The organism is Paracoccus sp. T5 (assembly GCF_048538155.2).
Lineage (GTDB): Bacteria > Pseudomonadota > Alphaproteobacteria > Rhodobacterales > Rhodobacteraceae > Paracoccus.
In genome coordinates, this window is the sequence record NZ_JBLWIC020000002.1 from 39,674 (window position 1) to 65,481 (window position 25,808).

Genomic DNA, 25,808 nt, shown 5'->3' on the forward strand with positions numbered 1-25,808 from the left:
CGGACGATGGGCAGGGGGAAAACAAGGACAGCCGCGTGACATGGGGGAACGGCCAGAGGCTCGGCTTCTCTGGCGGCTGGATTTTTGACAATGACAACAAGAACCGGGAGGCCTGAGATGTGGCTTTCGCAGCTGACGCTTGAGGACGGGACGCGTGGCGTTGCGGTGCGGGGCGATGATGGGGCGCATCTGGTGCGGGGGGTGTCCTCGACGCGGGATCTGGCGCTGGCGGCGCATGCGGCGGGGCGCGGGCTGGGGGCCGAGGTCGAGGCGCGGGGCCGGGGCGCGGCGGTCGACCTGGTCGCGGCGCTGGAGGCGGGGCGGCTGCTTGTGCCGCTGGATCATCCCGACCCGGCGCATCTGCACCTGACGGGGACGGGGCTGACGCATCTGGGTTCGGCCGCGACGCGCGACGCGATGCACCAGGGCGCGGCCGAGAGCCTGGCCGAGAACGTGACCGACAGCATGAGGATGTTCCGCATGGGGCTGGAGGGCGGCAAGCCCGCGACCGGCATCGGTGCGCAGCCGGAATGGTTCTACAAGGGCAACGGTCATGCCGCGGTCGCGCCGGGGGGGCCGCTGGTCTCGCCCGGCTTTGCCGAGGATGCGGGCGAGGAGCCCGAGATCGCGGGCCTTTACGTGATCGCCCCGGACGGGCGGCCGCTGCGGGTGGGCTTTGCCCTGGCCAACGAGTTCTCGGACCACGTGACCGAGCGCGGCAACTATCTGTGGCTGGCGCATTCCAAGCTGCGCCCGGCCAGCTTCGGGCCGGAACTGCGGGTGGGCGCGCTGCCCGCGCATCTCGAGGGCACCAGCAGCCTGGTCCGCGACGGCGCCACGGTCTGGCAGAAGCCCTTCCTGTCGGGAGAGGCGAACATGTCCCACAGCCTGGCGAACCTGGAGCACCACCACTTCAAGTACGACCTGTTCCGCCAGCCGGGCGACGTGCACGTGCATTTCTTCGGCACCGCCACCCTGTCATTCGCCGACGGGATCACCGCGCGGGCGGGCGACATCTTCCGGATCGAATGCCCCGATTTCGGCCTGCCGCTGCAGAACCCGCTTTTGCAACACGATGCCGACCCGACCCCGGTCGCGGTCGCCGCCCTCTGAGGTCCGACGATGAGCTTTACCCCCGCCCCCTGGCCCCGCCGACTGCGCTCGCAGGAATGGTATGGCGGCAATTCGCGCGACACGATCTATCACCGCGGCTGGCTGAAGAACCAGGGCTACCCCCATGACCTGTTCGACGGGCGCCCGATCATCGGCATCCTGAACACCTGGTCCGAGCTGACGCCGTGCAACGGCCATCTGCGCGAACTGGCCGAGAAGGTGAAGGCGGGCGTGTGGGAGGCGGGCGGCTTTCCGGTCGAGGTGCCGGTCTTTTCCGCCTCCGAGAACACCTTCCGCCCTTCCGCGATGATGTTTCGCAACCTGGCGGCGCTGGCCATCGAGGAGACGATCCGCGGCCAGCCGATGGACGGCGCGGTGCTGCTGGTCGGCTGCGACAAGACCACGCCCAGCCTGATGATGGCCGCGGCCTCCTGCGACATCCCCTCGATCGTGGTGACCGGCGGGCCGATGCTGAACGGGCATTTCCGGGGCGAGCGGGTGGGCTCGGGCACGCATCTGTGGCGCTTCAGCGAGGCGGTCAAGGCCGGGCTGATGACCCAGGACGAGTTCCTGGAGGCCGAGGCCTCCATGTCGCGATCGTCCGGGACCTGCAACACGATGGGCACGGCCAGCACCATGGCCTCGATGGCGGAGGCGCTTGGCATGGCGCTGTCGGGCAATGCCGCCATCCCGGCCGTGGACAGCCGCCGCCGGGTGATGGCGCAGATGTCGGGGCGGCGGATCGTGCAGATGGTCAAGGACGACCTCAAGCCCTCGGACATCATGACCAGGGACGCCTTCGAGAACGCGATCCGCGTGAACGGCGCCATCGGCGGGTCCACGAACGCGGTGATCCATATGCTGGCCATGGCCGGACGGGTGGGGGTCGACCTGACCCTGGACGATTGGGACCGGCTTGGCCGCGGCGTGGCCACGATCGTGAACCTGATGCCGTCGGGCCAGTACCTGATGGAGGAGTTCTTCTATGCCGGCGGCCTGCCCGTGGTGATCAAGCGCCTGGCCGAGGCGGGGCAGTTGCACCGGGACGCGCTGACGGTCAGCGGCATGACGATCTGGGACGAGGTCCGCGATGTCGTGAACTGGAACGAGGAGGTGATCCTGCCGGTCGACCGGCCGCTGACGGCGCAGGGCGGCATCGCGGTGCTGAAGGGCAACCTGGCGCCCGCCGGGGCGGTGCTGAAGCCCTCGGCCGCCAGCCCGCATCTGCTGGTCCATCGCGGCCGCGCGGTCGTCTTCGAGGACATCGACGACTACAAGGCGCGCATCGAGGACGAGGACCTCGACATCGACGAGACCTGCGTGATGGTGCTGAAGAACTGCGGTCCCAAGGGCTATCCCGGCATGGCCGAGGTCGGCAACATGGGCCTGCCGCCCAAGGTGCTGCGCCGGGGCGTGACCGACATGGTGCGCATCTCGGACGCGCGGATGTCGGGGACGGCCTATGGGACGGTGGTGCTGCACACCTCGCCCGAGGCCGCGGCCGGCGGCCCGCTGGCGGTGGTGCGCTCGGGCGACATGATCGAGCTGGACGTCCCCGCCCGCCGCCTGCACCTGGACATCCCCGAGGCCGAGTTGGCCGCCCGCCTGGCCGCCTGGCAGCCCCTGCCCGATCCCCCCACCAGCGGCTACGCCTGGCTCCACCAGCAGCACGTCATGGGCGCCGACACCGGCGCGGACATGGACTTCCTCAAGGGATGCCGCGGAAACGATGTCGGAAAGGACAGCCATTGATGAAAATCGCGCTTGCAGGCATCGGGAAGATCGCGCTGGACCAGCATGTCCCGGCGCTTGCCACCAGCGGCGACTGGACCCTGGCTGCCACGGTCTCGCGGCATGGCTCGGTGCCCGGCATTCCCGCCTTCGGCGACATCGCCGAAATGCTGGAGGCGCATCCCGATGTCGAGGCCGTCAGCCTGTGCCTGCCGCCGGTGCCGCGCTTTGCGGCGGCGGTGGCGGTGCTGAAGGCGGGGCGTCACCTGATGCTGGAAAAACCCCCCGGCGCGACCCTGTCCGAGGTGCATGCCCTGCAGGGCATGGCGCAGGCCGCGGGCGTCTCGATCTTTGCCACATGGCATTCGCGCATGGCCCACGCGGTCGCGGCGGCAAAGGCATGGCTGTCCGATCGGACCGTGCTGGACGGCCGGATCACCTGGCGCGAGGACGTGCGCAAGTGGCATCCGGGCCAGGACTGGATCTTCGCGGCGGGGGGTATGGGCGTTTTCGACCCCGGCATCAACGCCCTGTCGATCCTGACCGAGATCCTGCCCCGGCCCGTCCACCTGCTGGGCGCCGAACTGGACGTCCCGGCCAACCGCCAGGCGCCCATCGCGGCCCGCCTGTCCCTGTCGCAGGGGATCGAGGCCGATTTCGACTTTCGACAGGAAGGTCCGCAGACCTGGGACATGGAGTTCCGGACCGACGGGGGGCACCTGGCCCTGCGCAGCGGCGGCAACGTGCTGGAGATCGACGGCAAGGCCGCCGGGGGGCAGGACAGCATCATGGGCGAATATCCCGCCCTCTACGCACGCATGGCGCAGCTTGTGCGCCAGGGCCGCGCGGATATCGATCTGGCGCCGATGGTGCTGGTCGCCGACGCATTCACCCTGGGTCGACGCTCCACCGTCGATCCGTTCGAATTCTGAAGGAACAGCGATGACCTATACTCCCCATGGCAAGCACCTGATCGCGGGCGAATGGCTGGACGGCGAGAGCCGGTTCCGTTCCTCCCCGGCGCAGGGGCCGGCACATGAGTTCGCCTCTGGAACGCCCGACCTGGTGGACCATGCCGTCCGCGCCGCCGAGGAGGCATTCCAGACCTTCGCGGCAACCAGCCGCGACCAGCGCGCGGCCTTCCTGGAGGCCATCGCCGACGAGATCGAGTCCCGCGCCGAGGAGATCACCCGCATCGGCACGCAGGAAACCGGTCTGCCCGAGGCGCGCCTGCAGGGCGAGCGCGGCCGCACCAGCGGTCAGCTGCGGCTGTTCGCCAGCCATATCCGCGACGGCGCCTATCTGGACCGCCGCCATGACGCCGCCTTGCCCGACCGCCAGCCGCTGCCGCGCCCGGACCTGCGGATGATCCAGCGCCCGATCGGCCCCGTGGCGGTCTTCGGCGCCTCGAACTTTCCGCTGGCCTTCTCGACGGCCGGCGGGGACACCGCCTCGGCACTGGCGGCGGGCTGCCCTGTGGTCCTGAAGGGCCACCCGGCCCATCCCGGCACCGGAGAGGTCATCGCCGCCGCCATCCATGCCGCCATCCGCAAATGCGGCATGCCGGGCGGCGTCTTTTCCTTCCTCCATGGCGACAGCCACGAGGTCGGGCAGGCGCTGGTCCAGCATCCGCTGATCAAGGCCGTGGGCTTCACCGGCAGCCTGCGGGGCGGGCGTGCGCTGTTCGACCTCTGCGCGGCCCGGCCCGAGCCGATCCCGTTCTTTGGCGAACTGGGCAGCATCAACCCTTGCTTCCTTTTGTCCCATGCCCTGCAGGCTCGGGGGGCGCAGATCGCGCAGGGCTGGGTCGGCAGCCTGACAATGGGCGCGGGGCAGTTCTGCACCAATCCCGGCCTGCTGGTCCTGCCCGAAGCTGACGCCGACGCCTTTGTCGACAACGCCCGGCAGGCGCTGCAGGACAGCCCCGCGCAGGTCATGCTGACCGACGGCATCGCGGCGGCCTATCGCGACGGGACCGCGCGCATCGCCGGTCTGGCCGAGCCCGTCATGGCCCCCGACAACGAAGGCCGCAATGCCCGCCCGGCGGTTTTCCGCACCACCGCGGCCGCCTTCCTGGCCGATCATGCACTTGGCGAAGAGGTTTTCGGGCCGCTTGGCCTGATCGTGACGGTGGCCTCGGATGACGAGATGCTGGAGGTGGCCCAGGGCCTGGAGGGGCAGCTGACCATCACCCTGCAGATGGAGGAGGGGGACACCCCGCTGGCCGCCCGGCTGATGCCGGTGCTGGAACGCAAGGCGGGCCGGGTGCTGGCCAATGGCTGGGCCACGGGGGTCGAGGTGGCAGATGCCATGGTCCACGGCGGTCCCTACCCGGCATCGACGAATTTCGGCGCGACCAGTGTCGGGACCCTGGCGATCCGCCGCTTCCTGCGGCCGGTCTGCTTCCAGAACATCCCCGAGGCCCTGCTGCCGAAAGACCTGCGCGACTGAGGGAGACGGGCGCGCGACACCGACCAACAAGGAGGAGGAAAAGATGAGAAGAGCATTCCTGATGACCTCGGCCGCAGCCCTGGCAATGTCCGCCACGATGGCGATGGCCGAGGGAGAGACTGTCGGCTTTTCCCAGATCGGGTCGGAATCCGGCTGGCGCGCCGCCGAAACGACGCTGACCCGGCAGCAGGCCGAGGAACGCGGCATCCAGCTGCAATTCTCGGACGCCCAGCAGCGGCAGGAAAACCAGATCGCGGCGATCCGGTCCTTCATTGCGCAGGGCGTGGACGCGATCCTGCTGGCCCCCGTCGTGGCGACGGGCTGGGATTCGGTTCTGGAGGAGGCCAAGGAGGCCGAGATCCCGGTCGTGCTGCTGGACCGCAAGGTCGACAGCAGCGAGGACCTTTACCTGACCGCCGTGGGTTCCGACTTGGTCCATGAGGGGGAGGTGGCCGGTCAGTGGTTGGCCGATCAGGTGGCCGGCAAGGAGTGCCGCATCGTCGAGTTGCAGGGCACGACCGGCTCCAGCCCCGCCATCGACCGCAAGACCGGCTTCGAGACCGCAATCGCAAGCCACGACAACCTGGAGATCGTGCGCAGCCAGACCGGCGACTTTACCCGCGCGCAGGGCAAGGAGGTCATGGAGAGCTTCCTTCAGGCCGAGAACGGCGGCAAGGACATCTGCGCGCTCTATGCCCATAACGACGACATGGCCGTGGGCGCGATCCAGGCCATCAAGGAGGCCGGATTGAAGCCGGGCGAGGACATCCTGGTCGTGTCGATCGATGCCGTGCCCGACATCTTTCAGGCAATGGCGGCGGGCGAGGCCAATGCGACGGTCGAGCTGACGCCCAACATGGCCGGACCGGCCTTTGATGCGTTGGCCGCCTACTGGGCCGACGGAACCGAGCCGCCGAAGTTCATCCAGACGGAATCAAAGCTCTATACCGCCGCCGATGATCCGCAGGGCGAATACGACCGCCGCAAGGACCTGGGCTACTGACAGCCGAAGGCCGGGGCGCCATGGCGCGGCCCGGCCCTTGTTCACCAGGGGGTCCTTCATGCTGCTTTCCATCCGATCTCTGACCAAGACCTTTCCCGGCACGCGGGCGCTGGACCAGGTCGATCTGGACATCGCTGCGGGCGAGGTCCACGCCCTGCTGGGGGAAAACGGCGCCGGCAAGTCCACGCTGATCAAGTGCCTGACCGGGGCCTATCGGCGTGACGGCGGCACGATCACGATGGACGGGGCGCCGATCGACCCCCGCTCGACGCTGGAGGCGCGGCAGCTGGGCATCGGCACCGTCTATCAGGAGGTCAACCTGCTGCCCAACCTGACGGTCGCCCAGAACCTGATGTTCGGGGCGGAGCCGCGCCGCATGGGCCTGATCGACGGCCGCGCCATGCGGCGCGAGGCCGACCGGCTGCTGCGCCAGTACGGGCTGGAGATCGATGTCGGCCGCGACCTTGGCACCTATTCCGTGGCCATCCAGCAGATCGTGGCCATCGCACGCGCGGTGGCGCAGTCGGGCAGGGTGCTGATCCTGGACGAACCGACCGCCAGCCTGGACCGGCGCGAGGTCGAGATGGTCTTTGACGTGGTGCGCGGGCTGCGCGATCGCGGCCTGGGGATCATCTTCGTGTCGCATTTCCTGGACCAGGTGTTCGAGCTGACTGACCGTGTCACCATCCTGCGCAACGGCCGCAAGATCGTGACCGAGGCCACGGCCAGCCTGGACCGCATGTCCCTGATCCAGCACATGCTGGGCCGCGATCTGGACCGTGCATTCCCGGCGACGCGCGGCCCCGATGCCGCCGCCGCACCTGCCATGCTGCACATCGACGGGCTGGGGCGGGCGGGCGTGATGGAACCCTTCGACCTGACCGTGGGGCAGGGCGAGGTCGTGGGGCTGGCGGGCCTTCTGGGGTCCGGGCGGACCGAGACGGCCGAGCTGCTGTTCGGCCTGCGGCCGGCGCAGAGCGGCACGGTGCGGGACGCCGACGGCGCGGTCGATCTGCGCAGTCCGCGCGCCGCCATCGCCGCCGGCTTCGGCTTTGCGCCCGAGGATCGCAAGACCGACGGCATCGTGGGCGATCTGTCCATCCGCGAGAACATCGTCCTGGCGTTGCAGGCCCGACGCGGCTGGTCGCGCCCGATCCCGCGGGCCGAGCAGAACCAGCTGGCCGACGACTATATCCGCCGCCTCGATATCCGCACCTCGGACCGGGAGAAGGCCATAGGCGAACTGTCGGGCGGGAACCAGCAGAAGGCCGTTTTGGCGCGCTGGCTGGCCATGAACCCGCGCTTTCTGATCCTGGACGAGCCGACGCGCGGCATCGACGTCGGCGCCCATGCCCAGATCCTGCGCCTGATCCGCACGCTGACGGCACAGGGCATGTCGGTCCTGGTGATCAGCAGCGAGATCGACGAGCTTGTGACCGTCGCCGACCGGGTGATCGTGCTGCGCGACCGGCGTCATGTGGCCCAACTGACGGGCCAGCAGGTCACCGGCGACCAGATCATGCGCGCCATTGCCCAGGAAGGGGCCGCGGCATGACCTTCCTGTCCCGCATCGCCCCCCAGCTGCTGGCCCTAGGGGCGCTGATTGCCCTGATCTCGGTCTTCTATCCCGGCTTTCTGTCGATCCAGGTAAATGATGGGCGGTTGGTCGGGCCGGTCATCGACGTGCTGAAACGCGGCGCGCCCGTCGCCCTGCTGGCGATCGGCATGACCCTGGTGATCGCGACGCGCGGCATCGACCTGTCGGTCGGCGCCATCATGGCGATCTGCGGCGCCACGGCGGCTTGGACCGTCGCGGCGGGGCAAGGGCCGGTGGTCGCGCTGCTGGCGGCCCTGGCGGCAGGGGCGACGGCGGGCCTGTGGAACGGGGTGCTGGTCGCGGTGGTGGGCATCCAACCCTTCGTGGCCACGCTGATCCTGATGACCATGGGCCGGGGCGTCGCGCAGCTGATCACCGAAGGGCGCATCCTGACCTTCAGCGATGCCGGACTGGCCTGGCTGGGATCGGGCACGGCCCTGGGCGTTCCGGTCCCGACCCTTGTCTGGATCCTGACCGCCTGTGTTGTGACCTTGGTCATCCGGCGCAGCGCGCTTGGCCTGCTGATCGAGGCGGTGGGCGTCAACCGCCGCGCCTCGGCCTTGGCGGGCGTCAACGCGACGGTGCTGCTGATCGCGGTCTATGTCGCCTCGGGCGTCTGCGCGGCGCTGGCCGGGATCATCGTCACCGCCGACATCCGCGGGGCTGACGCCAACAACGCGGGCCTGTGGCTGGAGCTGGACGCCATCCTGGCGGTCGTCATCGGGGGCAATTCGCTGCTGGGCGGGCGCTTTTCGGTGGCGGCCTCGGTCCTCGGGGCGCTGATCATCCAGACCATCGGGACCGGCATCCTGCTGGCCGGATTTCCGTCGGAATATAACCTCGTCATCAAGGCGGGGCTGGTCCTGGTGATCCTGATCCTGCAATCGCCCCGCATCGCGGGGGAATGGCGGCTGTGGCGCGACAGCCACCGCATCCAAGCCGTCGAAAGGGGCCGGACATGAACACGCGCGCGCTGCCCCTTTACGCCACGATCGTCATCTTCCTGCTGGCCTGGCTGCTCAGCTGGATGCAGTTTCCCAACATCCTGTCCACGCGGGTGATCGGCAACCTGCTGACGGACAATGCCTATCTGGGCATCGTCGCGGTGGGCATGACGCTGGTGATCCTGTCGGGCGGGATCGACCTGTCGGTGGGATCGGTCATCGCCTTCTCGGGCGTGCTGATCGCCGTCCTTCTGCGCGACACGGGCCTTCATCCGCTGATCGTCTTTGCCGGCGTTTTGGCACTGACCACGGCATTCGGGGCCGGGATGGGGTTCCTGATCCACAGGCTGGCCATGCCGGCCTTTATCGTCACGCTGGCGGGGATGTTTCTGGCGCGCGGCGGGGCCTACATGCTGTCGATCCAGTCCGTCCCGATCACGCATCCCTTCTACAAGACCCTGCGCGACGCCTATTACCTGATGCCGGGCAAGGGGCGCCTGACCCTGATCGGGGTGCTGATGCTGGCCGTCGTCGCCCTGGGCATGGTCATCGCCCATCGCACCCGCTTTGGAACCAGCCTTTATGCCCTTGGCGGGGGCGAGCAGACCGCCCGGCTGATGGGTGTCCGGCAGGGGCAGACGACGGTGCTGGTCTATGCCTTTTCGGGGCTGATGGCGGGGCTCTCGGGGGTCGTCTTCTCGGTCTATACCGGCTCGGGCTATGCGCTGGCGACGGTGGGGACCGAGCTGACCGCGATTGCCGCGGTCGTCATCGGCGGCACCCTGCTCAGCGGGGGCGCGGGCTATGTCTTCGGCACGCTGGTGGGCGTCCTGACCATGGGGCTGATCCAGACCTACATCGTCTTTGACGGCAGCCTGTCCAGCTGGTGGACCAAGATCGTCATCGGCCTGCTGCTGCTGGCCTTCATCCTGCTGCAAAAGGGCCTGCTGACGCTGTCGGGCCGCAGCCTGCGCAAAGGTGCCGCATGATGCTTTCTCCTTCCTCCCGCCCCGAACCCTTCGGCACCCTTCCCGATGGCCGCCAGGTCGACTGCGTGACGCTGAGCGGCGGCGGGCTGACCGCGCGGGTCCTGACCCTGGGCGCCATCGTGCAGGATCTGCGGATGGAGGGGGTCGCCCATCCGCTGGTCCTGGGCTGCCCGGACGTGGCCGATTACCTCGACAGCGCCCGCTATTTCGGGGCCATCGTCGGGCGCGTCGCAAACCGGATCGGCGGGGGGACGTTCCGGCTGGACGGGCAGACCTATCGGACCAGCACCAACTTTCGCGGGCGCCACCTGCTGCATGGCGGGGCCGAGGGGACGGATGTGCAACTGTGGCAGATCGGCGATCTGTCGCCGGATGCCGTGACCCTGACCCTGACCCTGCCCGACGGCGACATGGGCTTTCCCGGCAACCTGCAGATCAGCGCCACCCTGCGGCTGGCGCAGGGGGCCCTGCAGATCGACCTGTCGGCCCGCTGCGACAAGGCGACCCCCTGCAACCTGACCCATCACGGCTATTTCGACATCGACGGCCGGGGGGACGTGCGCAATCAGATCCTGAGCATTGACGCGCAGCACTTTCTGCCTGTCGACGACGACTTGATCCCCACCGGAGAGGTTCGGCCGATCATCGGCACGCCCCTGGATTTTCGCAGGCCGCGCCCGATCGGCGCCTACGGTTTTGACCACAACTTCTGCCTGTCGGACAGCCCGCAGCCCCTGCGGCCGGTCGCGCGGCTGACCGGGCAGGAGGGTTTGTCGCTGGAGGTCCTGACCACCTGCTGCGGGCTGCAGCTTTATGACGGCGCGCATCTCGATGGCGTGCCGGGGCTGGAGGGGCGCGTCTATGGCCCCCATGCCGGCCTGGCGCTGGAGGCGCAGCACTGGCCGGATGCCGTGAACCATCCGGACTTTCCGGACATGATCCTGCGGCCGGGCGAAACCGCGTCTTCCACCACCTTATACCGCTTCGGACGGCAAGCGGCGCGGTCCGAAAAGCCGCGGCAGGGGGTGAATAATGATTGACATGTTGGGCCAGATGGGGCCAATTTGTAGGACAAATTAGGAGGAGGATCCGATGCGGATCACTGCCGCGATCCATCGCGCATTCGAAATCAGCCAGATCGACGACCGCCTGTATGCCGCTTTCATCGAGCATATGGGCCGGGCGATCTATTCCGGTATCTACGAGCCCGGTCACGCCCAGGCCGACGAGCATGGCTTTCGCCGCGATGTGGCGGCGATGGTGCGGGACCTGAAGATCCCTGCGATCCGCTATCCGGGCGGCAATTTCGTCTCGGCTTACAACTGGGAAGACGGGATCGGGCCCAAGGAAGACCGCCCCGTACGGCTGGACCTGGCGTGGCGCAGCAAGGAGAGGAACCAAGTCGGGATCAACGAATTCGCCATCTGGGCCAAGGACCTGGGCATCGACATGATGCTGGCGGTGAACCTGGGGTCGCGCGGGATCTCGGACGCGCGCAACTTCATGGAATACGTCAACCACCCCTCGGGCACCTACTGGTCGGATCTTCGCCGCAGCCACGGGGTCGAGGAACCCTACAACGTCAAGATGTGGTGCCTGGGCAACGAGATGGACGGCCCATGGCAGATCGGCCACAAGGAGGCCAAGGAATACGGCCGCCTGGCGGACGAGACCGCCAAGGCGCTGCGCCAGCTGACCCCCGGCGCCGAGATGATCGTCTGCGGCTCCTCCAACGACGAGATGCCGACCTATCCGGACTGGGAGCGGGGCGTGCTGGAGGAGTGCTACGAGAACGTCGACTACATCTCGCTGCACAAGTATTTCGGGAATTCCAGCCGCGACACGCTGAACTTCTTCGGCAAGGTCGAGGAAACCGGCCGCTACATCCAGGCCATCGGCGGCGTGATCGACTTCGTCAAGGCCAAGAAGCGCGCCAAGAACGACGTCCACATCTGCTTCGACGAATGGAATGTCTGGTATCACAAGCGCGAGCAGGATTCGAAGAACTGGAAAAGCTGGGACTGGCCCGAGGCGCCCGAACTGCTGGAGGAGGATTATACCTTCGAGGACACGCTGTTCATCGCCTGCCTGCTGAACGAATTCATCCGCCGGTCGGACCGCGTCAAGATCGCCTGCATCGCGCAGCTGGTCAATGTGATCGCCCCGATCCGGGCCGACCGCGACGGGCTGGCCTGGCGGCAGTCGATCTACTGGCCCTATCAGCTGGCCTCGCTCTATGGTCGCGGCACGGCGCTGCGGGTGTCGGTCGACGGCCCCACCTATGACTGCAACGCGGCCGACGACGTGCCCTACATGGACATCGCGGCGACACATGACACCGCCGCCTCCACCGTCACGCTGTTCATCGTGAACCGCCACCTGACCGAAACCGCCGACCTGCGCCTGTCGCTGACCGGGTTCGAGGGCGCGTCGGTCATCGACCACCAGGTGATCGCGGGCCACGACCTGATGGCCACCAACGGTCCCGGGAACGAGGCGATCGCGCCGGCCAAGGGCAGCGGCGTGGCAATCGAGGACGGCAGCCTCTGCGGCAAGCTGGCGGCCCTGTCCTATCATGTGGTCCGGTTGAAGGTGTAATCCATGTCCGGCGTCAAGCTGACCAACGTGAAGAAGATGTTCGGCGCCCATGCGGTCATCAAGGACGTCTCGCTGGAGGTTCCCAAGGGCGAATTCGGCGTCTTCGTGGGCCCTTCGGGCTGCGGCAAATCCACCCTTCTGCGGATGATCGCGGGGCTGGAGGAAACCAGCGGCGGCCGGATCGAGATCGGCGGCCGCGACGTCACGGAGGTCGAGCCGGCCAAGCGCGGCGTGGCGATGGTGTTCCAGTCCTATGCCCTCTATCCGCACCTGAGCGTGGCCGAGAACATGGGCTTTTCGCTGCGTCTGTCCCGCGCGCCCCGTGCCGAGCGCGAGGAGAAGGTGCGCGAGGCCGCGCGCATCCTTCAGCTGACCGACCATCTGGAGAAAAAGCCGTCGGACCTGTCGGGTGGACAGCGCCAGCGGGTCGCGATCGGGCGCGCCATCGTCCGCCAGCCCGAGGTGTTCCTGTTCGACGAACCCCTGTCGAACCTGGATGCCGAGTTGCGCGTGCAGATGCGGCTGGAACTGACGCGCCTGCACCGCCAGATCGGCGCGACCATGATCTATGTGACCCATGACCAGGTCGAGGCGATGACGCTGGCCGACGACATCTTCGTGCTGAAGGGCGGCCACGTCATGCAGGCGGGCCGGCCGCTTGGCCTTTATGACGATCCCGACAACCGCTTCGTGGCGGGTTTCATCGGCTCTCCGGCGATGAACTTCGTCGATGCAGTGGTGACGGCCAGCGACGCCACCGGCATCACGGCCCGGGCCGAGGAGGGGGAACTGCACGCGGCCCTGGGCGGCCCCAAGCCGGCCGTCGGCGCGCGCGTGGTGCTGGGCATCCGCCCCGAGCATCTGTCGCCGGTCGAGGCGGGCGGCCTGCCGGTCACGGTCGAGGTGGCCGAGGAGCTGGGCGGCAGCTCATTCGTCCATTCCCGCTCGGCCTCGGGGGCGGACATCGTGTTCGAACGCCGCGGCAGCCGGGACAGCCTGGAGGGGCACCGCATCCGCCTCGGCGCACGGGCCGACAAGGTCTTCGCCTTCCTGCCAGAGGGCGGACGATTGCGCTGAAGGGTCGCCCCTGGGGGCGGCTTTACCGGGGACGGATGCGGGCCACCGCGCCGCCAGAATCAACAAGGAGGAGGACAAGATGAAACTGACGACATTTGCATCCGCGATCGCCCTGGCGGCCGGGCTGGCCCTGCCGGCCGCGGCGCAGCAGACCGTGACCTGGTGGGACTTCTTCGCCGGCGGTGACGGGGTCCGCATGAAGGCGCTGATCAACCAGTTCAACGAGGAACATCCCGACATCCAGATCAACGGCACCACCCTGGAATGGGGCGTGCCCTTCTATACCAAGATCCGCACCTCGGCCGCGGTGGGGCAGGGCCCCGACCTGATGACCTATCACCTGTCGCGCATGCCGCTGGCGCTGAGCGAGGGTGTGCTGACGCCGATCACCCCCGAGGATCTGGAAGCCGCGGGCCTGAGCGAAGGCGACTTCTTCGAGACTGCCCTGCAGGCAGCGAAGGGGCCGGACGGCACCCTTTATGCCGTGCCCTTCGACATCCATTCCATCGTGCTCTACTACAACAAGTCCTTCCTGGAAGGGACGCGGTTCCTGGATGCCGAAGGCAACCTGACCGGCATCGAGAGCGTCGCCGACTTTGAGGAGGCCATGCAGGCCGCCGCCGACAACGGCTCGGAAACGCCCGTCACCTATGCCACCGGTGATGACGGCGGCGTCTATCGCGTCTTCTACACGCTGCTGTCGCAGCAGGGCGGAACGCTGATCTCGGAGGAGGGCGAGGTCCTGCCGGGCGACAGCACCGAGAAGGCCGTCAAGGCCATCGAGATCATGACCAAGTGGCACGAAGAGGGCTGGCAGCCCGAGCAGGCCCTTTACGAGGCGTCGGTGGCGCTGTTCACTTCGGGGAAAAGCGCCTTCCAGCTGAACGGGGTCTGGGAGGTGCCGACGATGAAGGACCTGCACGAGTCCGGCAAGCTGGGCTTTGAATGGGGCGCGGTCGAGGTGCCCAAGCTGATGGACACCCAGACCACCTGGGCCGACAGCCATGCTTGGGCTATCCCGATCCAGGGCCAGACCGAGATGGACCCCGAAAAGCGCGATGCCGTCATGGAGGTCATCGGCTGGATGGAAAAGCACGCCATCCAATGGGCCGATGCGGGCCATATCCCTGCTTATCGCCCCGTCGCCGAAAGCGACGAGTTCAAGCAGATGCAGCCGAACGCGACCTATTCCTCGCTGGCGGATGACGCGACCTACGATCCCCGCAGCGAAGTCTCGGGCGTGGCCTCGCCCTCCTATGACGCGGCGCAGAACATCATCTCGCCCGCCATCCACGGCTACATGACGCCTGAAGAGGCCGTGGAGCAGGTCAAGTCCGAGCTTCAGTCCCGGATGCGCTGATCCCCCTGGGACCCCGCGCCGCTTCGTGCGCGGGGTCCCGCATCTTCCGCAGGAGAATATGACGACATGGCCATGATCCGGAACCGGACGCGCCACAGGCTGGTGGCCCTTTCGCTGGTCCTGCCCTTCGTGGCGATCTTTGCGCTGGTCTTTGCCTATCCGCTGTTCGAGGTCGTCCGGATGAGCTTTACCGACGCGCCCCTGATCGGCGGCGGCGAATGGGTGGGCCTGGACAACTACAAGCGGCTGTTCGCGGACAAGCTGTTCTATCGGTCACTGCAGAACAACGGTTATTTCGTCCTGCTGACGGTGGTGCCGACGACCGTGATCGCGCTGACCATCGCGCTGGCCGTGAACCGGCTGTCGGGCCGCATGCAGGCGCTGGCGCTGGTCCTGTTCTTCACGCCTTACGTCCTGCCGGTGTCGGTCGTCACGCAGATCTGGGCCTGGATGCTGGATTTCCAGTTCGGCGTCCTGCAGCCCGTGATCGAATTCGTGACCGGCAAGCCGGTCCCGGTGTTCAAGAACCCGTTCTGGGTCATGCCCTCCGTTGCGGTGGTGACGATCTGGTGGACGAACGGCTTCAACGTGCTGCTGTTCCTGGCCGGCCTGCGCAACATCCCGGCCGAACTCTACGAGGCTGCCCAATTGGACGGCGCCACGCGGGCGCAGCTGTTCCGGCGCGTCACCTGGCCGCTTCTGTGGCCGGTGACGGCCCTGGTGCTGACGCTGCAACTGATCCTGCAGCTGAAGATCTTTGACCAGATCTACCTGCTGTCCGAGGGCGGGCCCTTCAACTCCAGCTATGTGCTGCTGCTGATGGTCTATCGCGAGGCGTTCCAGCTGAACAACGGCGGCTATGCGGCGGCGATCTCGCTGGTGCTGTTTTTGCTGATCGTCGTGATCTCCGTCTTGCAATTCCAGATCCTGCGGATCGGAGGAAAACGCAAATGACGGGCCAACGCCGTCTTGAGAACCTGGTCCTGACCTGCATCACGCTGTTGGCGGGGCTGATCTGGATGTTCCCGCTCTACTGGGCCTTCGTGACCTCGCTGAGGTCCGAGAACCGCGTCGTCTCCGACGAGGCCGGTCTTCTGCCCGACGAATTCAACTTCTCGGCCTATCGCGACGCGCTGTTCGACACGAGCCTGATGGACTGGTACGTCAACTCCATCGGGACTTCGGTCATCATCACGGCCGTGGTGCTGCTGACCGGCATGATGTGCGCCTATGCGCTCAGCCAGATGCAGTTCCCGGGGCGGCGCCTGCTCTACGGGATCGTGCTGGCCAGCTTCATGGTGCCGGCGCAGGCGCTGGTGGTGCCGCAATTCGTGCTGATGAACGACCTGAACCTGATCAACAAATGGGGCGGGATCATCCTGCCGCAGCTGATCGTGCCGGTGGTGATCATCGTCTACAAGCAGTTCTTCGACGCCGTCCCCAAGGAGATGAAAGAGGCCGTCGTCCTGGATGGCGGGGGCGACTATACGCTGCTCTTCAAGGTCTATCTGCCGCTGAACTGGGGCATCACCACGGCGCTTGGCATCATCACCTTCATCATGTCCTGGAACGCCTTCCTCTGGCCCTTCCTGGTCATCACGACCGAAAACATGATGACGATCCCGGTCGGCATCACCCAAGTGAACGACGCCTTCGGCGTGGCCTATGCGCGCATCATGTCGGTGGCGCTGCTGGCCGCCGCGCCCGTGGTGATCGCCTACCTGATCTTCCAGAAGCGCGTGACCGAGGCGGTGATGATCTCGTCGGGGGTCAAGGGCTGACCCCTTCGCCGGCGCGCCTCAGGTCGGGCGCGCCGGCAGGGACAGGTCAAAAACCGTGGTGCCCCTGGAATCCAGCAGCGCCGTGTCGATCAGCTCGGACATCAGCCTGCGGGCCCCCTGCGGATCGCGCGCCTCGATCCGCTCGAAGACGGCGGCATGTTCCTCGACCGGGTTCTTGCGGTGCGGGTTGGGCATGTCGCGATAGCGGAAGGCGGTGGTGAAGGCCACCGCCGCGCAGATCCCCGCCTCCAGCGACAGCAGCACCGGGTTGTCGGCGCTGACCAGAATGGCGCGATGAAAGCTGGCATCGGCCTGGTGCCAGCTGCTTTCGGTCATGTCGCAGGACCGCATCGCCTCCAGCGCCGCGTGAAAGGCCTGCAGATCGGCCTCGGTCCGGCGTTCGGCGGCAAGCCCCGCCGCCGAGGGTTCGATCATCGCCCGCAGTTCGTACAGGGCCCGGATGTACCAGTCCGGCGGCGCGCCGCTCTCAAAGCTCCAGCGGACGACATCGGGGTCCAAGAGCGACCAGTCCTCGCGCGGGGCGACGCGGGTGCCGCTTCGGGTGCGGGTGACCAACATTCCCTTGCCCGCCAGCCGGCGCAGCGCCTCGCGATAGGCCCCGCGCGAGATCCCCGTCTCGGTCAGGAAATCCATCTCCTTGGGGATCGGCTGGCCGCTGGCCAGGGTGCCGGCCACGATCTGGCAGCCGAGCCAATCGGCGATCGACTCGTTCTTGCGCTTGTCGGGGCGGGCGCTCAGATCGAAAGGCGCGGCCGGGGGTGCTGATTTGTTCGACATATTGCCAGCTTCGCCCGACAGCGCAAACAGGTCAAGAGAAGCGGGTGTGCAACGCGGCCTGCTTGTTCCCTCACGCGCATCGTGGAAGAAGGTGGGGCAAGATGGGCGACTGGACCGAATATGTTCTGGCGCTGGTGCTGTTCGCGGCCAGCCACTTCCTGCCCCGGATGGGCGGGATGCGGGATCGGCTGATCGCGCGGATGGGACGGCGGTCCTATGTCATGGCCTATGGTCTTTTGTCGGTCGCGCTGCTGATCTGGCTGATCGCGGCGGCGGGGCGGGCGCCCTTCGTGCAGATCTGGCCGCAGCTGCCATGGACCAGGTGGGTGCCGAACCTGGTGATGCCGCTGGCCTTCGTGCTGATCGCCTGCGGGATGGGCCTGCCGCAGCGCTTCACACTCGGCGGACGGCAGGGCGGCCGGTTCGATCCTGCCGACCCCGGCATGACCGCGGTGTCCCGGCATCCGCTGTTCCTGTCGCTGGCCCTGTGGTCGGGGGCGCATCTGCCGCCGACCGGCGATCTGGCGCATGTGATCCTGTTCGGCAGCTTTCTGGCGATGGCAATCGCCGCAATCTTGGCCTTCGACGCCAAGGCGCGACGGGTGCTGGGCCCCGAGGCCGCCATGTTCTTCAGCCGCACCTCGATCCTTTCGGTCGCGCCGCTGGTCGATCCCGCCTGGCTGCGGCGCAACGGGCGGGCGGTTCTGTCACGGGCCGGGATCGGCTTGGTGGCCTGGTTCGCCCTGCTGCACCTGCACGTTTGGCTTGTGGGGGCCTCTCCCTTCCCCGCTTGATCCGACAGCCCGGGTCAGTGCCGCGTCGGGTCCAGGCGCAGCAGCCGCAGCGCGTTCAGCGTCACCAGCACGGTCGCGCCGGTATCTGCCAAGATGGCGATCCAGAGGCCGGTGATCCCCAAGACCGAGGTCACCAGAAAGACCGCCTTCAGCCCCAGGGCCAGGGTCACGTTCTGCCGGATGTTGCCCATCGCCGCCCGCGCCAGCCGGATCATGGCCGGCGCATCCGCCACCCGGTCGCGCAGGATGGCGGCATCGGCCGTCTCCAGCGCCACGTCGGTGCCGCCCCCCATCGCCACGCCGACCTGCGCCTGCCTGAGGGCGGGCGCATCATTGATGCCGTCGCCGATCATCATGACAGGTCCGCCCCGTGCAAGATCCCGGATCGCCGTCAGCTTGTCCTCTGGCAAGAGGGAGGCGCGAAACTCCACCCCCAACCCGCCCGCGACGGAGGCGGCGGTGCGCGGGTTGTCCCCCGTCAGCATCGTGACGCCCAGCCCCATAGCGCGCAGCTGTTGCACCGCTTCGGCGGCATCGGGGCGCGGTTCGTCGCGCAGCGCAATCAGCCCCAGTGCGCGGTCCTTGCGGTGGACCACGACCACGGTCTTGCCCTGATCCTCCAGCGCCGCCACATCTGCGACGGCCTCGGCCGTGATGCTGCCCCCTGCGGTCGCGTGGCGGGGCGTGGTGACCCAGGCCAGGCCCTCACCCACGACGGCCTCGGCACCGATGCCCGGCAGCGCCCGGGCGCCATGCGAGGGCAGGGCCGGAACGCCGGCCGTATCGGCCCGGCCGAGGATGGCGCGCGCCAAGGGGTGGTTCGAACCGGCCTCGACCCCCGCCGCGACGGCCAGCAGTTCGGCCTCGGTCACGCCTTCAGCGGGGAGAAGGTCGGTGACCACAGGCGCGCCACGGGTCAGGGTTCCGGTCTTGTCAAAGGCCACATGCCGGGTCCGCGCCGCCGCTTCCATCACCCCGCCGCCCTTCATCAGCAGGCCGCGCCGCGCGCCCGCGGACAGCGCCGCGGCGATCGATGCGGGAACTGAGATGACCAGCGCGCAGGGGCAGCCGATCAGCAGCAGCGCAAGGCCGCGATAGATCCAGGTCGCCCAGTCCGCCCCGCCGGCCAGCGGCGGGACCAGCGCCACCAGCGCCGCAAGAACGATCACCACCGGCATGTAATACTGGCTAAAGCGGTCGATGAAGCGTTCGGTCGGCGCGCGTGCCTCCTCGGCCTCCTCGACCAGGCGGATGATGCGGGCGATGGTGTTGTCGCTGGCCTCGTGCGTCACGCGGACCCGCAGGGCGGCTTCGATGTTGATCGAGCCTGCAAACACCATCTCTCCCGGGCCCCGGCTGCGGGGCAGGCTTTCGCCGGTGACGGGGCTTTCGTCGAGGCCGCTTGTGCCTTGGACGATTTCGCCGTCGGCCGGGATGCGGTCGCCCGGACGGACCAGCACCATCTGCCCGATCTCCAGCGCCTCGGCCGGCACGGTCCGTGTCCGGCCCCCGACCTCCAGCAGCGCGGTGCGCGGCACCAGGTTGGCCAGCGCCCGGATGCCTTGGCGCGCCTGTTCGGCGGCGACGCCCTCCAGAACCTCGCCCACCGCGAACAGGAAGACGACCAGCGCCGCCTCTTCCGCCGCACCGATCAGCAGGGCGCCGCCGGCCGCGATGGTCATCAGTCCTTCGATGGTGAAGGGCTGTCCCATGCGAAGGGCCTGGGTGGCGCGCAGTGCCACCGGGACAAGCCCGATCAGGCAGGCCAGCACGAAGGCCCATTGGCCGGTGGGCGCGGCCGAGAGCAGTTGGAAGATCCACGCCGCGCCCAGCAGCGCGCCGGTCAGGATCACCAACCGCCCCTTGGCGGTGGCAAACCAGCGCGTCTCGCGGTGGCCATGCGCTGCATGGGCATGGCCGCCGCTCGGCGTCGCTTCTTCGGCGACATGATCATGGGCAGGCTGCAAGGCCTGGCCGGGCAGAACGAACGCCTTCTTGCGCGCCACGGCCTGCCCGCGTGGCGCAATCTGGAAGCCCAGCTTGCGGACGGCGCCCTCGATGGCTTCGGGACCGGTGGTTCCGGGCACCAGGGTCAGCGACAGCCGCTCGGTCATCAAAGCCACGCTGACCTCGCCGACGCCCGGCAGCCGTTCCAGCGCGCGCGTGATCTTGCCCGAGCACGAGGCGCAGTCCATTCCGGTGACGGTCCATTCGCGACGTTCAGGCATAGCTCGATCTCCGGTCCCGCTGTCTTTCATTGCTTCGCCTCAGAACATGGGTTCTCTAGTCGCTAGAGGTTCAAGAGGGGATTTCCATGCAAAGCATCGGCAAGTTGAGCGCGGCCACCGGGGTCAAGGTGCCGACCATCCGCTATTACGAACAGGTCGGGCTGCTGCCTCGTCCCCCGCGCACGCAGGGCAACCAGCGCCTCTATGATCGTCGTGCGGTCGCGCGTTTGTCCTTCATCCGGCATGCCCGCGACCTCGGCTTTCCGCTGGAGGCGGTTCGCGAGCTGTTGGGACTGTCGGATCATCCCGATCAGTCCTGCGCCGCTGCCGACGCCATCGCGCGGCGCCAGCTGCAGGAGGTCAATGCCCGAATCCAGCGGCTGACCGCGCTGCGCGACGAGTTGGAACGCATGCTGCGGCAATGCGCCTGCGGCACCATCGGCGAATGCCGCGTGATCGAGGTGCTGGGCGACCATGACCAATGCCAAGGCAGCCACGCCGGAGGGGCGGACTGACGGCGCGCGGATCCTGCGCTAGAGGCCGAAGGTTACATGGCCGGCGGCGTCGATGGACCAGGCGGGGTTCCAGGCGATCTCCCAGGCATGTTCGTCCGGATCGGCCACATATCCCCGGAAACCGCCATGGCCCGGCGCATCGGCCGGGCGCAGGAGGCGGCCACCCCTGTCGATCAGGCGGTCCATCAGGGGCGCCACGTCCTGTCGATCGGGCACATTATGCGCCAGGGAACATGGGCCGGGGCCGCGCAGGCCGGGGCGGTTCATGTCCTCCTCCAGAGCTTGGCGCAGGAAGGTGCCCAGCACGACACCGTTCATCTGGTAGAAGATGATCTGGTCATTCTTGAAGACCGGCGTCCAGCCGAAGCCTTGGGTATAGAACCGGCGCGACCGCGACAGGTCCTCGACGCCCAGGGTGATGACGGAGATCTGCTGCATGGATCTGTTCCTCCCCGTGAGGACTGCGGGTTTCCGGATCATCGGCCGCTTGCGGGAGGTGTTCAACTGTTTCGGTAGTAGCCGCCTCGCCGGGGCGTAAATGACACGATCAGCGCGTCGGGGCGCAGCGGGTCGAAGCGCTCATAAACTCTGCAATCTGACAGAATGGATGACAGTCACAGCTTGGCAGGCGTTATTCTACATCCTTGGCCCCGGTCACGTCGGGAGGGTGCGATGGCTGGACAAGGGGCCGCTGCCGTTCAGCAGAAACAGGTCCGGTGGCGCCACGGCCTGCCTGGCCCGGAGATGCGAACCATTGATCCCGATCCTCATGCCGCGCCGGAGTCCCGGAATCGCGCGTTGAAACGGGCGATCTCGCGCGGCTCGGGCAAGGTGCCGGTATAGATGCGGACATAGGTCGGGACCCGCGCGAGGCGGGTGGCGATGTCTTCGTCCGACTGCATCGAGATATAGCCGATCTGCACCAGATAGACGGTGCGCGCGCGAACATCCGCCTCTGCCGGATCATGACCCCACAGCTGCAGCAGGCCGCAAAGCGCCTCCAGCCGCGCGGCATCGGCGGCCGCGACCCGCGCCGCGACACCCGCATCCTGCAGCGCCCAGCTGCGGACGGCGAATTCCAGGCGCGCATCGAAACTGTCCCGCGACAGGAAGCAGCCGATCACGTTCAGCATCGCTTCGGCCTGGCTTTCCGCATATTGGCGGGTGGCGGCGATCAGCGGTTCGGTCGTGCGGGCCTGCCACCCGTCGAGCAGCGCGGCCAGCAAGGCCTCGCGGTCCTCGAAGAACCAGTAGAAGCTGGTCCGCGACAGGTTCAGCTGCCGGGCCAGCGGCATGATCTTGACCGCATCGACGCCCTTTTCGATCAGGGCTTGATACCCCGCTTCCAACCAACCGTCTCGAGAGCCCCGCCAGCCTGCGCCGGCCGTATCGATTTGTTCCATGAGCCGAGAATAGCGGAGGCCCGAGACAGCGGCAATCGATATGTTCAATAATGCACATCGAAAAGACAGCACTGGCGATAAGATTGACACATGTGAACATTCGGCGCTAGAGTGCCCAAATTCCTCCAGCGTGAGGCAGCTTGAGATGACTGATGACCCGCTTCTGCAGCCCTACCGGCTGAAGCACCTGACGCTGCGCAACCGCATCATGATCACCAGTCACGAGCCCGCCTATCCCGAGGACGGGATGCCAAAGGAGCGGTACCGCGCCTATCACGTCGAACGCGCCAAGGCCGGCGTGGCGCTGACGATGACGGCGGGCTCGGCAGCCGTGTCCCGCGACAGTCCGCCGGTCTTCAACAACATCCTGGCCTGGAAGGACGAGGTCGTCGGCTGGATGAAGCAATTGGTCGACGAATGCCACGACCACGGCGCGGCGGTGATGATCCAGCTGACACATCTGGGCCGCCGCACGCGGTGGGACAAGGGCGACTGGCTGCCCGTGGTGGCCCCCGGCCACGAACGCGAGGCCGCCCATCGCGCCTTTCCCAAGCGGATGGAGGACTGGGACATCGCCCGCATCAAGGCCGACTTCGCCGATGCCGCCGAACGCATGAAGGCGGCCGGCGTCGACGGGATCGAGCTGGAGGCCTATGGTCATCTGCTGGAACAGTTCTGGTCGCCGCTGACCAACGATCTGGACGCGCCTTATGGCGGCAGCCTGGAGAACCGGCTGCGCTTCACGATGGAGGTGCTGGGCGCGATCCGCGACCGCTGCGGGCCGGATTTCATCGTCGGGCTGCGCTACACCGGCGACCAGGTCCTGGCGGGCGGGATGACGCAACACGAAGGGTTCCGCGTGTCGCAGATGCTGAAGGACAGCGGGCTGGTCGATTTCCTGAACGTGGTGCGCGGGCATATCGACACCGATGCGGGCCTGACCGACCTGATCCCGGTGCAGGGGATGCGCAATGCGCCGCATCTGGAGTTCGCCGGAGAGATCCGCCGCGCCACCGGCTTTCCCACCTTCCATGCCGCCAAGATCCCCGACGTGGCGACGGCGCGCCACGCCATTGCCTCGGGCCTTCTGGACATGGTGGGGATGACGCGGGCGCATATGGCCGACCCGCATCTGGTCCGCAAGGTTGCCGAGGGTCGCGAGGATGACATCCGCCCCTGCGTGGGCGCGAACTATTGCCTCGACCGGATCTATCAGGGCGGCATGGCCTTCTGCCTGCACAACGCCGCCACGGGGCGTGAGGAGACGATGCCGCACGACATCCCGCCCGCGTCCGTCCAGCGGCGTGTCACCATCGTGGGCGCCGGCCCTGCTGGGCTGGAGGCGGCGCGCGTCGCGGCAGAGCGCGGCCACCGGGTCACCGTCTTCGAGGCCGCAGACCGGCCCGGCGGCCAGATCCGCCTGACCGCGCTGCAGGAGCGCCGGCGCGAGATGATCTCGATCATCTCCTGGCGGATGGCGATGTGCGAAAAGCACGGCGTGACGTTCAACTTCAATCGCTTTGCCGAGGCCGCCGACGTTCTGGCCACCGATCCGGACGAGGTCATCATCGCCACCGGCGGGCTGCCGCACACCGAGGTGCTGACGCAGGGCAACGACCTGGTCTGTTCGGCTTGGGACATCCTGTCGGGCGACGTGAAGCCCGGCCAGAACGTCCTGATCTTCGACGATGCCGGGGACCACGCCGCGCTGCAGGCTGCCGACATCATCGCCGCGACCGGGGCCGCGGTCGAGATCGTGACCCCCGACCGCAGCTTTTCCCCCGAGGTCATGGCGATGAACCTGGTGCCCTACATGCGCAGCCTGCAGCGGCGCGACGTCACCTTCACGGTGACCTGGCGGCTGCTGTCGGTCAGGCGCGACGGCAACCGGCTGCGCGCGACGCTTGGCAGCGACTATGGCGACATGACGCGGGAACGGCTGGTCGACCAGGTCGTGGTGAACCATGGCACGCGACCGCTGGACCAACTGTACTTTGACCTCAAGCCGCTGTCGAAGAACCTGGGCGAAGTGGATTACGGAGCATTGATCGCAGGTGACGCTCAATGTGTGGCACCGCAACCGGAGGCTGGCTTCCGCCTCTATCGCATCGGTGACGCCGTCGCCGCCCGCAACACCCATGCCGCCATCTACGACGCCCTGCGCCTGGTCAAGGACCTCTAGCGGGGGCTGCCGGTTCCGGCTCCGAACGGTTGCGGCAGGCAGCACAAGCGGCTAGCCATTGCAGGACAAGGGCCGCCCCGCAGCCGTCAGCCGGACGAAGGGATGCGCGCCCGCCGACAGGAGCGACAGCATGCCCACCATCCATCCCCAGCCCCGCGTCCTGACCTATGACCAGGGGCGGGACCACATCACCTGGCCGGGCGCGGTCGAGGCGTTGCGCAGGGGGCATCTGCTGCCCCGCGCGCAGGTCGGCGATATTTTCTTGGGGCCGGCGTCCGGGGCTTTGCTCAGCCGGGCCGCCTATATCGAAGGGCTGGGCTATGGGGTGAAATCCGTGACCGTCTTCGGTGCCAACCCGGCGCGCGACCTGCCGACCGTGCAGGGCGCGATGCTGGTCTTCGGGCCAGATGACGGGTCGGTCCGCGCCATCATCGACAGCCGCCTGGTGACCGAGTTCAAGACGGCGGGCGATTCGGTTCTCGGGGCTCAGCTGCTGGCGCGTCCCGACAGCCGGCATCTGCTGATCCTGGGCGCGGGTGCGGTGGCGGCCAGCCTTGTGCAGGCCTATTCGGCAGCTTTCCCGCGGCTCGAGCGGATCTCGGTCTGGGCGCGCAGGTCCGAACAGGCCGAGGCGCTGGTGGCGAGCCTGGGGCCGGTGGCGGCACCGGTGGCCGCCGTGACCGATCTGCAGGCGGCAGTTCAGGCTGCGGACATCATTTCGTCGGCGACCATGGCGCGCGAGCCGCTGATCCTGGGGGACTGGGTCCGGCCGGGCACGCATGTCGACCTGATCGGCGCCTACAAGGCCGACATGCGCGAGGCCGACGACCATCTGATGGCAAAGGCCGCGCTCTATGTCGACAGCCGCGACACGACCCTGGGCCATATCGGCGAACTGATGATGCCCATCGCCTCGGGCGCGATCAGCGAAGCAAGCGTCAGGGGCGATCTCTACGACCTCGTGGCGCTTGCCACGTCTGCGCGCCGATCGGCCGACGAGGTGACGGTGTTCAAGAATGGCGGCGGTGCGCACCTGGACCTGATGATCGCGTCCCATATTGCCGGAAGCGACTGACGGCCGTACACGCACACCCTTTCGGCCCCAGGGACAGGGCCAGGTCCGCCGTGGCCGCGCCAGCCGGGCGAACACGACGCAGGCGCATGTCGGTTGAACCCCCTTATCCGCACCTCAGCCAAAGCGGCGTCCGCCTGCATTCCGCTTGAAGGAGGGAACGGTGGCGCCG

Annotated in this window: 22 protein-coding genes; 18 read left to right on the forward strand and 4 right to left on the reverse strand. The window is 67.7% G+C overall.

Features of this window, described 5'->3' with window-relative positions; all coding sequences use genetic code 11:
- Positions 1-117: 117 nt before the first annotated feature.
- From araD1 to ACNR9W_RS15940, 14 genes are all read left to right on the forward strand, one after another.
- Positions 118-1,113, forward strand: a complete 996-nt coding sequence (araD1, locus tag ACNR9W_RS15875) for an AraD1 family protein (RefSeq protein WP_419271711.1) — start codon at positions 118-120, stop codon at positions 1,111-1,113.
- A gap of 9 nt (positions 1,114-1,122) precedes the next feature.
- Positions 1,123-2,865: an L-arabinonate dehydratase gene (gene araD / locus ACNR9W_RS15880; RefSeq protein WP_419271709.1), complete on the forward strand. Its 1,743-nt coding sequence runs from the start codon at positions 1,123-1,125 to the stop codon at positions 2,863-2,865.
- On the forward strand, positions 2,865-3,776 hold the full coding sequence (locus ACNR9W_RS15885) for a Gfo/Idh/MocA family protein (RefSeq protein WP_419269895.1): 912 nt from the start codon (positions 2,865-2,867) through the stop codon (positions 3,774-3,776). Before araD ends, ACNR9W_RS15885 begins: the two co-directional genes overlap by 1 nt.
- 10 nt (positions 3,777-3,786) lie before the next feature.
- Entirely contained in the window at positions 3,787-5,295 is a 1,509-nt protein-coding gene (locus ACNR9W_RS15890) for an aldehyde dehydrogenase (NADP(+)) (RefSeq protein ID WP_419269894.1), read from the forward strand.
- Between the two features lie 43 nt (positions 5,296-5,338).
- Positions 5,339-6,298, forward strand: a complete 960-nt coding sequence (ytfQ, locus tag ACNR9W_RS15895) for a galactofuranose ABC transporter, galactofuranose-binding protein YtfQ (RefSeq protein ID WP_419269892.1) — start codon at positions 5,339-5,341, stop codon at positions 6,296-6,298.
- A gap of 58 nt (positions 6,299-6,356) precedes the next feature.
- Positions 6,357-7,853: a sugar ABC transporter ATP-binding protein gene (locus tag ACNR9W_RS15900; protein ID WP_419269890.1), complete on the forward strand. Its 1,497-nt coding sequence runs from the start codon at positions 6,357-6,359 to the stop codon at positions 7,851-7,853.
- The gene (locus ACNR9W_RS15905) at positions 7,850-8,857 is read left to right on the forward strand and encodes an ABC transporter permease (RefSeq protein WP_419269888.1); all 1,008 of its coding nucleotides are present in this window, start codon (positions 7,850-7,852) and stop codon (positions 8,855-8,857) included. The genes ACNR9W_RS15900 and ACNR9W_RS15905 overlap by 4 nt, the downstream gene beginning before the upstream one ends.
- Positions 8,854-9,828 (forward strand): galactofuranose ABC transporter, permease protein YjfF, encoded by a 975-nt coding sequence (gene yjfF, locus ACNR9W_RS15910; protein WP_419269886.1) that lies wholly within the window; start codon positions 8,854-8,856, stop codon positions 9,826-9,828. The genes ACNR9W_RS15905 and yjfF overlap by 4 nt, the downstream gene beginning before the upstream one ends.
- Entirely contained in the window at positions 9,825-10,868 is a 1,044-nt protein-coding gene (locus ACNR9W_RS15915; RefSeq protein ID WP_419269884.1) for an aldose epimerase family protein, read from the forward strand. Before yjfF ends, ACNR9W_RS15915 begins: the two co-directional genes overlap by 4 nt.
- Positions 10,869-10,920: 52 nt before the next feature.
- Entirely contained in the window at positions 10,921-12,426 is a 1,506-nt protein-coding gene (gene arfA / locus ACNR9W_RS15920; RefSeq protein ID WP_419269882.1) for an arabinosylfuranosidase ArfA, read from the forward strand.
- A 3-nt stretch (positions 12,427-12,429) separates the two neighbouring features.
- Entirely contained in the window at positions 12,430-13,503 is a 1,074-nt protein-coding gene (locus tag ACNR9W_RS15925) for an ABC transporter ATP-binding protein (protein ID WP_419269881.1), read from the forward strand.
- A 79-nt stretch (positions 13,504-13,582) separates the two neighbouring features.
- The gene (locus tag ACNR9W_RS15930; RefSeq protein ID WP_419269880.1) at positions 13,583-14,863 is read left to right on the forward strand and encodes an extracellular solute-binding protein; all 1,281 of its coding nucleotides are present in this window, start codon (positions 13,583-13,585) and stop codon (positions 14,861-14,863) included.
- 66 nt (positions 14,864-14,929) lie between these two features.
- Positions 14,930-15,817: a carbohydrate ABC transporter permease gene (locus tag ACNR9W_RS15935; RefSeq protein WP_419269878.1), complete on the forward strand. Its 888-nt coding sequence runs from the start codon at positions 14,930-14,932 to the stop codon at positions 15,815-15,817.
- Positions 15,814-16,644, forward strand: a complete 831-nt coding sequence (locus ACNR9W_RS15940) for a carbohydrate ABC transporter permease (protein WP_419269876.1) — start codon at positions 15,814-15,816, stop codon at positions 16,642-16,644. Before ACNR9W_RS15935 ends, ACNR9W_RS15940 begins: the two co-directional genes overlap by 4 nt.
- Positions 16,645-16,662: 18 nt before the next feature.
- Here the strand turns inward: ACNR9W_RS15940 and ACNR9W_RS15945 are convergent, their stop codons facing one another.
- Complete coding sequence (locus ACNR9W_RS15945) at positions 16,663-17,442, reverse strand: FadR/GntR family transcriptional regulator (RefSeq protein WP_419269875.1); 780 nt, start codon at positions 17,440-17,442, stop codon at positions 16,663-16,665.
- Between the two features lie 101 nt (positions 17,443-17,543).
- On the opposite strand from ACNR9W_RS15945, the gene ACNR9W_RS15950 reads away from it, so the two are divergent.
- A complete protein-coding gene (locus ACNR9W_RS15950) occupies positions 17,544-18,236 on the forward strand; it encodes an NnrU family protein (protein WP_419269873.1) in 693 nt (230 codons plus the stop codon).
- A gap of 14 nt (positions 18,237-18,250) precedes the next feature.
- Here the strand turns inward: ACNR9W_RS15950 and ACNR9W_RS15955 are convergent, their stop codons facing one another.
- Positions 18,251-20,464, reverse strand: coding sequence for a heavy metal translocating P-type ATPase (locus tag ACNR9W_RS15955; protein ID WP_419269871.1), 2,214 nt, complete (start codon positions 20,462-20,464; stop codon positions 18,251-18,253).
- Positions 20,465-20,550: 86 nt separating this feature from the next.
- Between ACNR9W_RS15955 and ACNR9W_RS15960 the strand changes: the two genes are divergently transcribed.
- Positions 20,551-20,979 carry a MerR family transcriptional regulator gene (locus ACNR9W_RS15960; protein ID WP_419269869.1) on the forward strand — a complete coding sequence of 143 codons (429 nt, stop codon included), beginning with the start codon at positions 20,551-20,553 and terminating at the stop codon, positions 20,977-20,979.
- 18 nt (positions 20,980-20,997) lie between these two features.
- Here ACNR9W_RS15960 and ACNR9W_RS15965 read toward each other — a convergent pair whose 3' ends face one another.
- Together ACNR9W_RS15965 and ACNR9W_RS15970 are read right to left on the reverse strand one after the other, a co-directional pair.
- Positions 20,998-21,417 carry a VOC family protein gene (locus ACNR9W_RS15965; protein WP_419269867.1) on the reverse strand — a complete coding sequence of 140 codons (420 nt, stop codon included), beginning with the start codon at positions 21,415-21,417 and terminating at the stop codon, positions 20,998-21,000.
- A 329-nt stretch (positions 21,418-21,746) separates the two neighbouring features.
- Positions 21,747-22,382, reverse strand: coding sequence for a TetR/AcrR family transcriptional regulator (locus tag ACNR9W_RS15970; RefSeq protein ID WP_419269865.1), 636 nt, complete (start codon positions 22,380-22,382; stop codon positions 21,747-21,749).
- 145 nt (positions 22,383-22,527) lie between these two features.
- On the opposite strand from ACNR9W_RS15970, the gene hpbA reads away from it, so the two are divergent.
- Both hpbA and ACNR9W_RS15980 read left to right on the forward strand, forming a co-directional pair.
- Positions 22,528-24,564, forward strand: a complete 2,037-nt coding sequence (hpbA, locus tag ACNR9W_RS15975; protein WP_419269863.1) for an N-methyl-L-proline N-demethylase HpbA — start codon at positions 22,528-22,530, stop codon at positions 24,562-24,564.
- Positions 24,565-24,694: 130 nt separating this feature from the next.
- Positions 24,695-25,639 carry an ornithine cyclodeaminase family protein gene (locus ACNR9W_RS15980; RefSeq protein ID WP_419269861.1) on the forward strand — a complete coding sequence of 315 codons (945 nt, stop codon included), beginning with the start codon at positions 24,695-24,697 and terminating at the stop codon, positions 25,637-25,639.
- Positions 25,640-25,808 lie beyond the last annotated feature (169 nt).

Excerpts from the sequence above, each read along its gene's own strand:
- ACNR9W_RS15960 (WP_419269869.1), top strand. The coding sequence starts at position 20,551 with ATGCAAAGCATCGGCAAGTTGAGCGCGGCCACCGGGGTCAAGGTGCCG.
- ACNR9W_RS15890 (WP_419269894.1), top strand. The coding sequence starts at position 3,787 with ATGACCTATACTCCCCATGGCAAGCACCTGATCGCGGGCGAATGGCTG.
- ACNR9W_RS15950 (WP_419269873.1), top strand. The coding sequence starts at position 17,544 with ATGGGCGACTGGACCGAATATGTTCTGGCGCTGGTGCTGTTCGCGGCC.
- araD1 (WP_419271711.1), top strand. The coding sequence starts at position 118 with ATGTGGCTTTCGCAGCTGACGCTTGAGGACGGGACGCGTGGCGTTGCG.
- ACNR9W_RS15905 (WP_419269888.1), top strand. The coding sequence starts at position 7,850 with ATGACCTTCCTGTCCCGCATCGCCCCCCAGCTGCTGGCCCTAGGGGCG.
- araD (WP_419271709.1), top strand. The coding sequence starts at position 1,123 with ATGAGCTTTACCCCCGCCCCCTGGCCCCGCCGACTGCGCTCGCAGGAA.
- ACNR9W_RS15935 (WP_419269878.1), top strand. The coding sequence starts at position 14,930 with ATGGCCATGATCCGGAACCGGACGCGCCACAGGCTGGTGGCCCTTTCG.
- arfA (WP_419269882.1), top strand. The coding sequence starts at position 10,921 with ATGCGGATCACTGCCGCGATCCATCGCGCATTCGAAATCAGCCAGATC.
- ytfQ (WP_419269892.1), top strand. The coding sequence starts at position 5,339 with ATGAGAAGAGCATTCCTGATGACCTCGGCCGCAGCCCTGGCAATGTCC.
- ACNR9W_RS15885 (WP_419269895.1), top strand. The coding sequence starts at position 2,865 with ATGAAAATCGCGCTTGCAGGCATCGGGAAGATCGCGCTGGACCAGCAT.
- ACNR9W_RS15900 (WP_419269890.1), top strand. The coding sequence starts at position 6,357 with ATGCTGCTTTCCATCCGATCTCTGACCAAGACCTTTCCCGGCACGCGG.
- ACNR9W_RS15980 (WP_419269861.1), top strand. The coding sequence starts at position 24,695 with ATGCCCACCATCCATCCCCAGCCCCGCGTCCTGACCTATGACCAGGGG.
- ACNR9W_RS15945 (WP_419269875.1), bottom strand. The coding sequence starts at position 17,442 with ATGTCGAACAAATCAGCACCCCCGGCCGCGCCTTTCGATCTGAGCGCC.
- ACNR9W_RS15925 (WP_419269881.1), top strand. The coding sequence starts at position 12,430 with ATGTCCGGCGTCAAGCTGACCAACGTGAAGAAGATGTTCGGCGCCCAT.
- ACNR9W_RS15930 (WP_419269880.1), top strand. The coding sequence starts at position 13,583 with ATGAAACTGACGACATTTGCATCCGCGATCGCCCTGGCGGCCGGGCTG.
- yjfF (WP_419269886.1), top strand. The coding sequence starts at position 8,854 with ATGAACACGCGCGCGCTGCCCCTTTACGCCACGATCGTCATCTTCCTG.
- ACNR9W_RS15955 (WP_419269871.1), bottom strand. The coding sequence starts at position 20,464 with ATGCCTGAACGTCGCGAATGGACCGTCACCGGAATGGACTGCGCCTCG.
- ACNR9W_RS15965 (WP_419269867.1), bottom strand. The coding sequence starts at position 21,417 with ATGCAGCAGATCTCCGTCATCACCCTGGGCGTCGAGGACCTGTCGCGG.
- ACNR9W_RS15970 (WP_419269865.1), bottom strand. The coding sequence starts at position 22,382 with ATGGAACAAATCGATACGGCCGGCGCAGGCTGGCGGGGCTCTCGAGAC.
- hpbA (WP_419269863.1), top strand. The coding sequence starts at position 22,528 with ATGACTGATGACCCGCTTCTGCAGCCCTACCGGCTGAAGCACCTGACG.
- ACNR9W_RS15915 (WP_419269884.1), top strand. The coding sequence starts at position 9,825 with ATGATGCTTTCTCCTTCCTCCCGCCCCGAACCCTTCGGCACCCTTCCC.
- ACNR9W_RS15940 (WP_419269876.1), top strand. The coding sequence starts at position 15,814 with ATGACGGGCCAACGCCGTCTTGAGAACCTGGTCCTGACCTGCATCACG.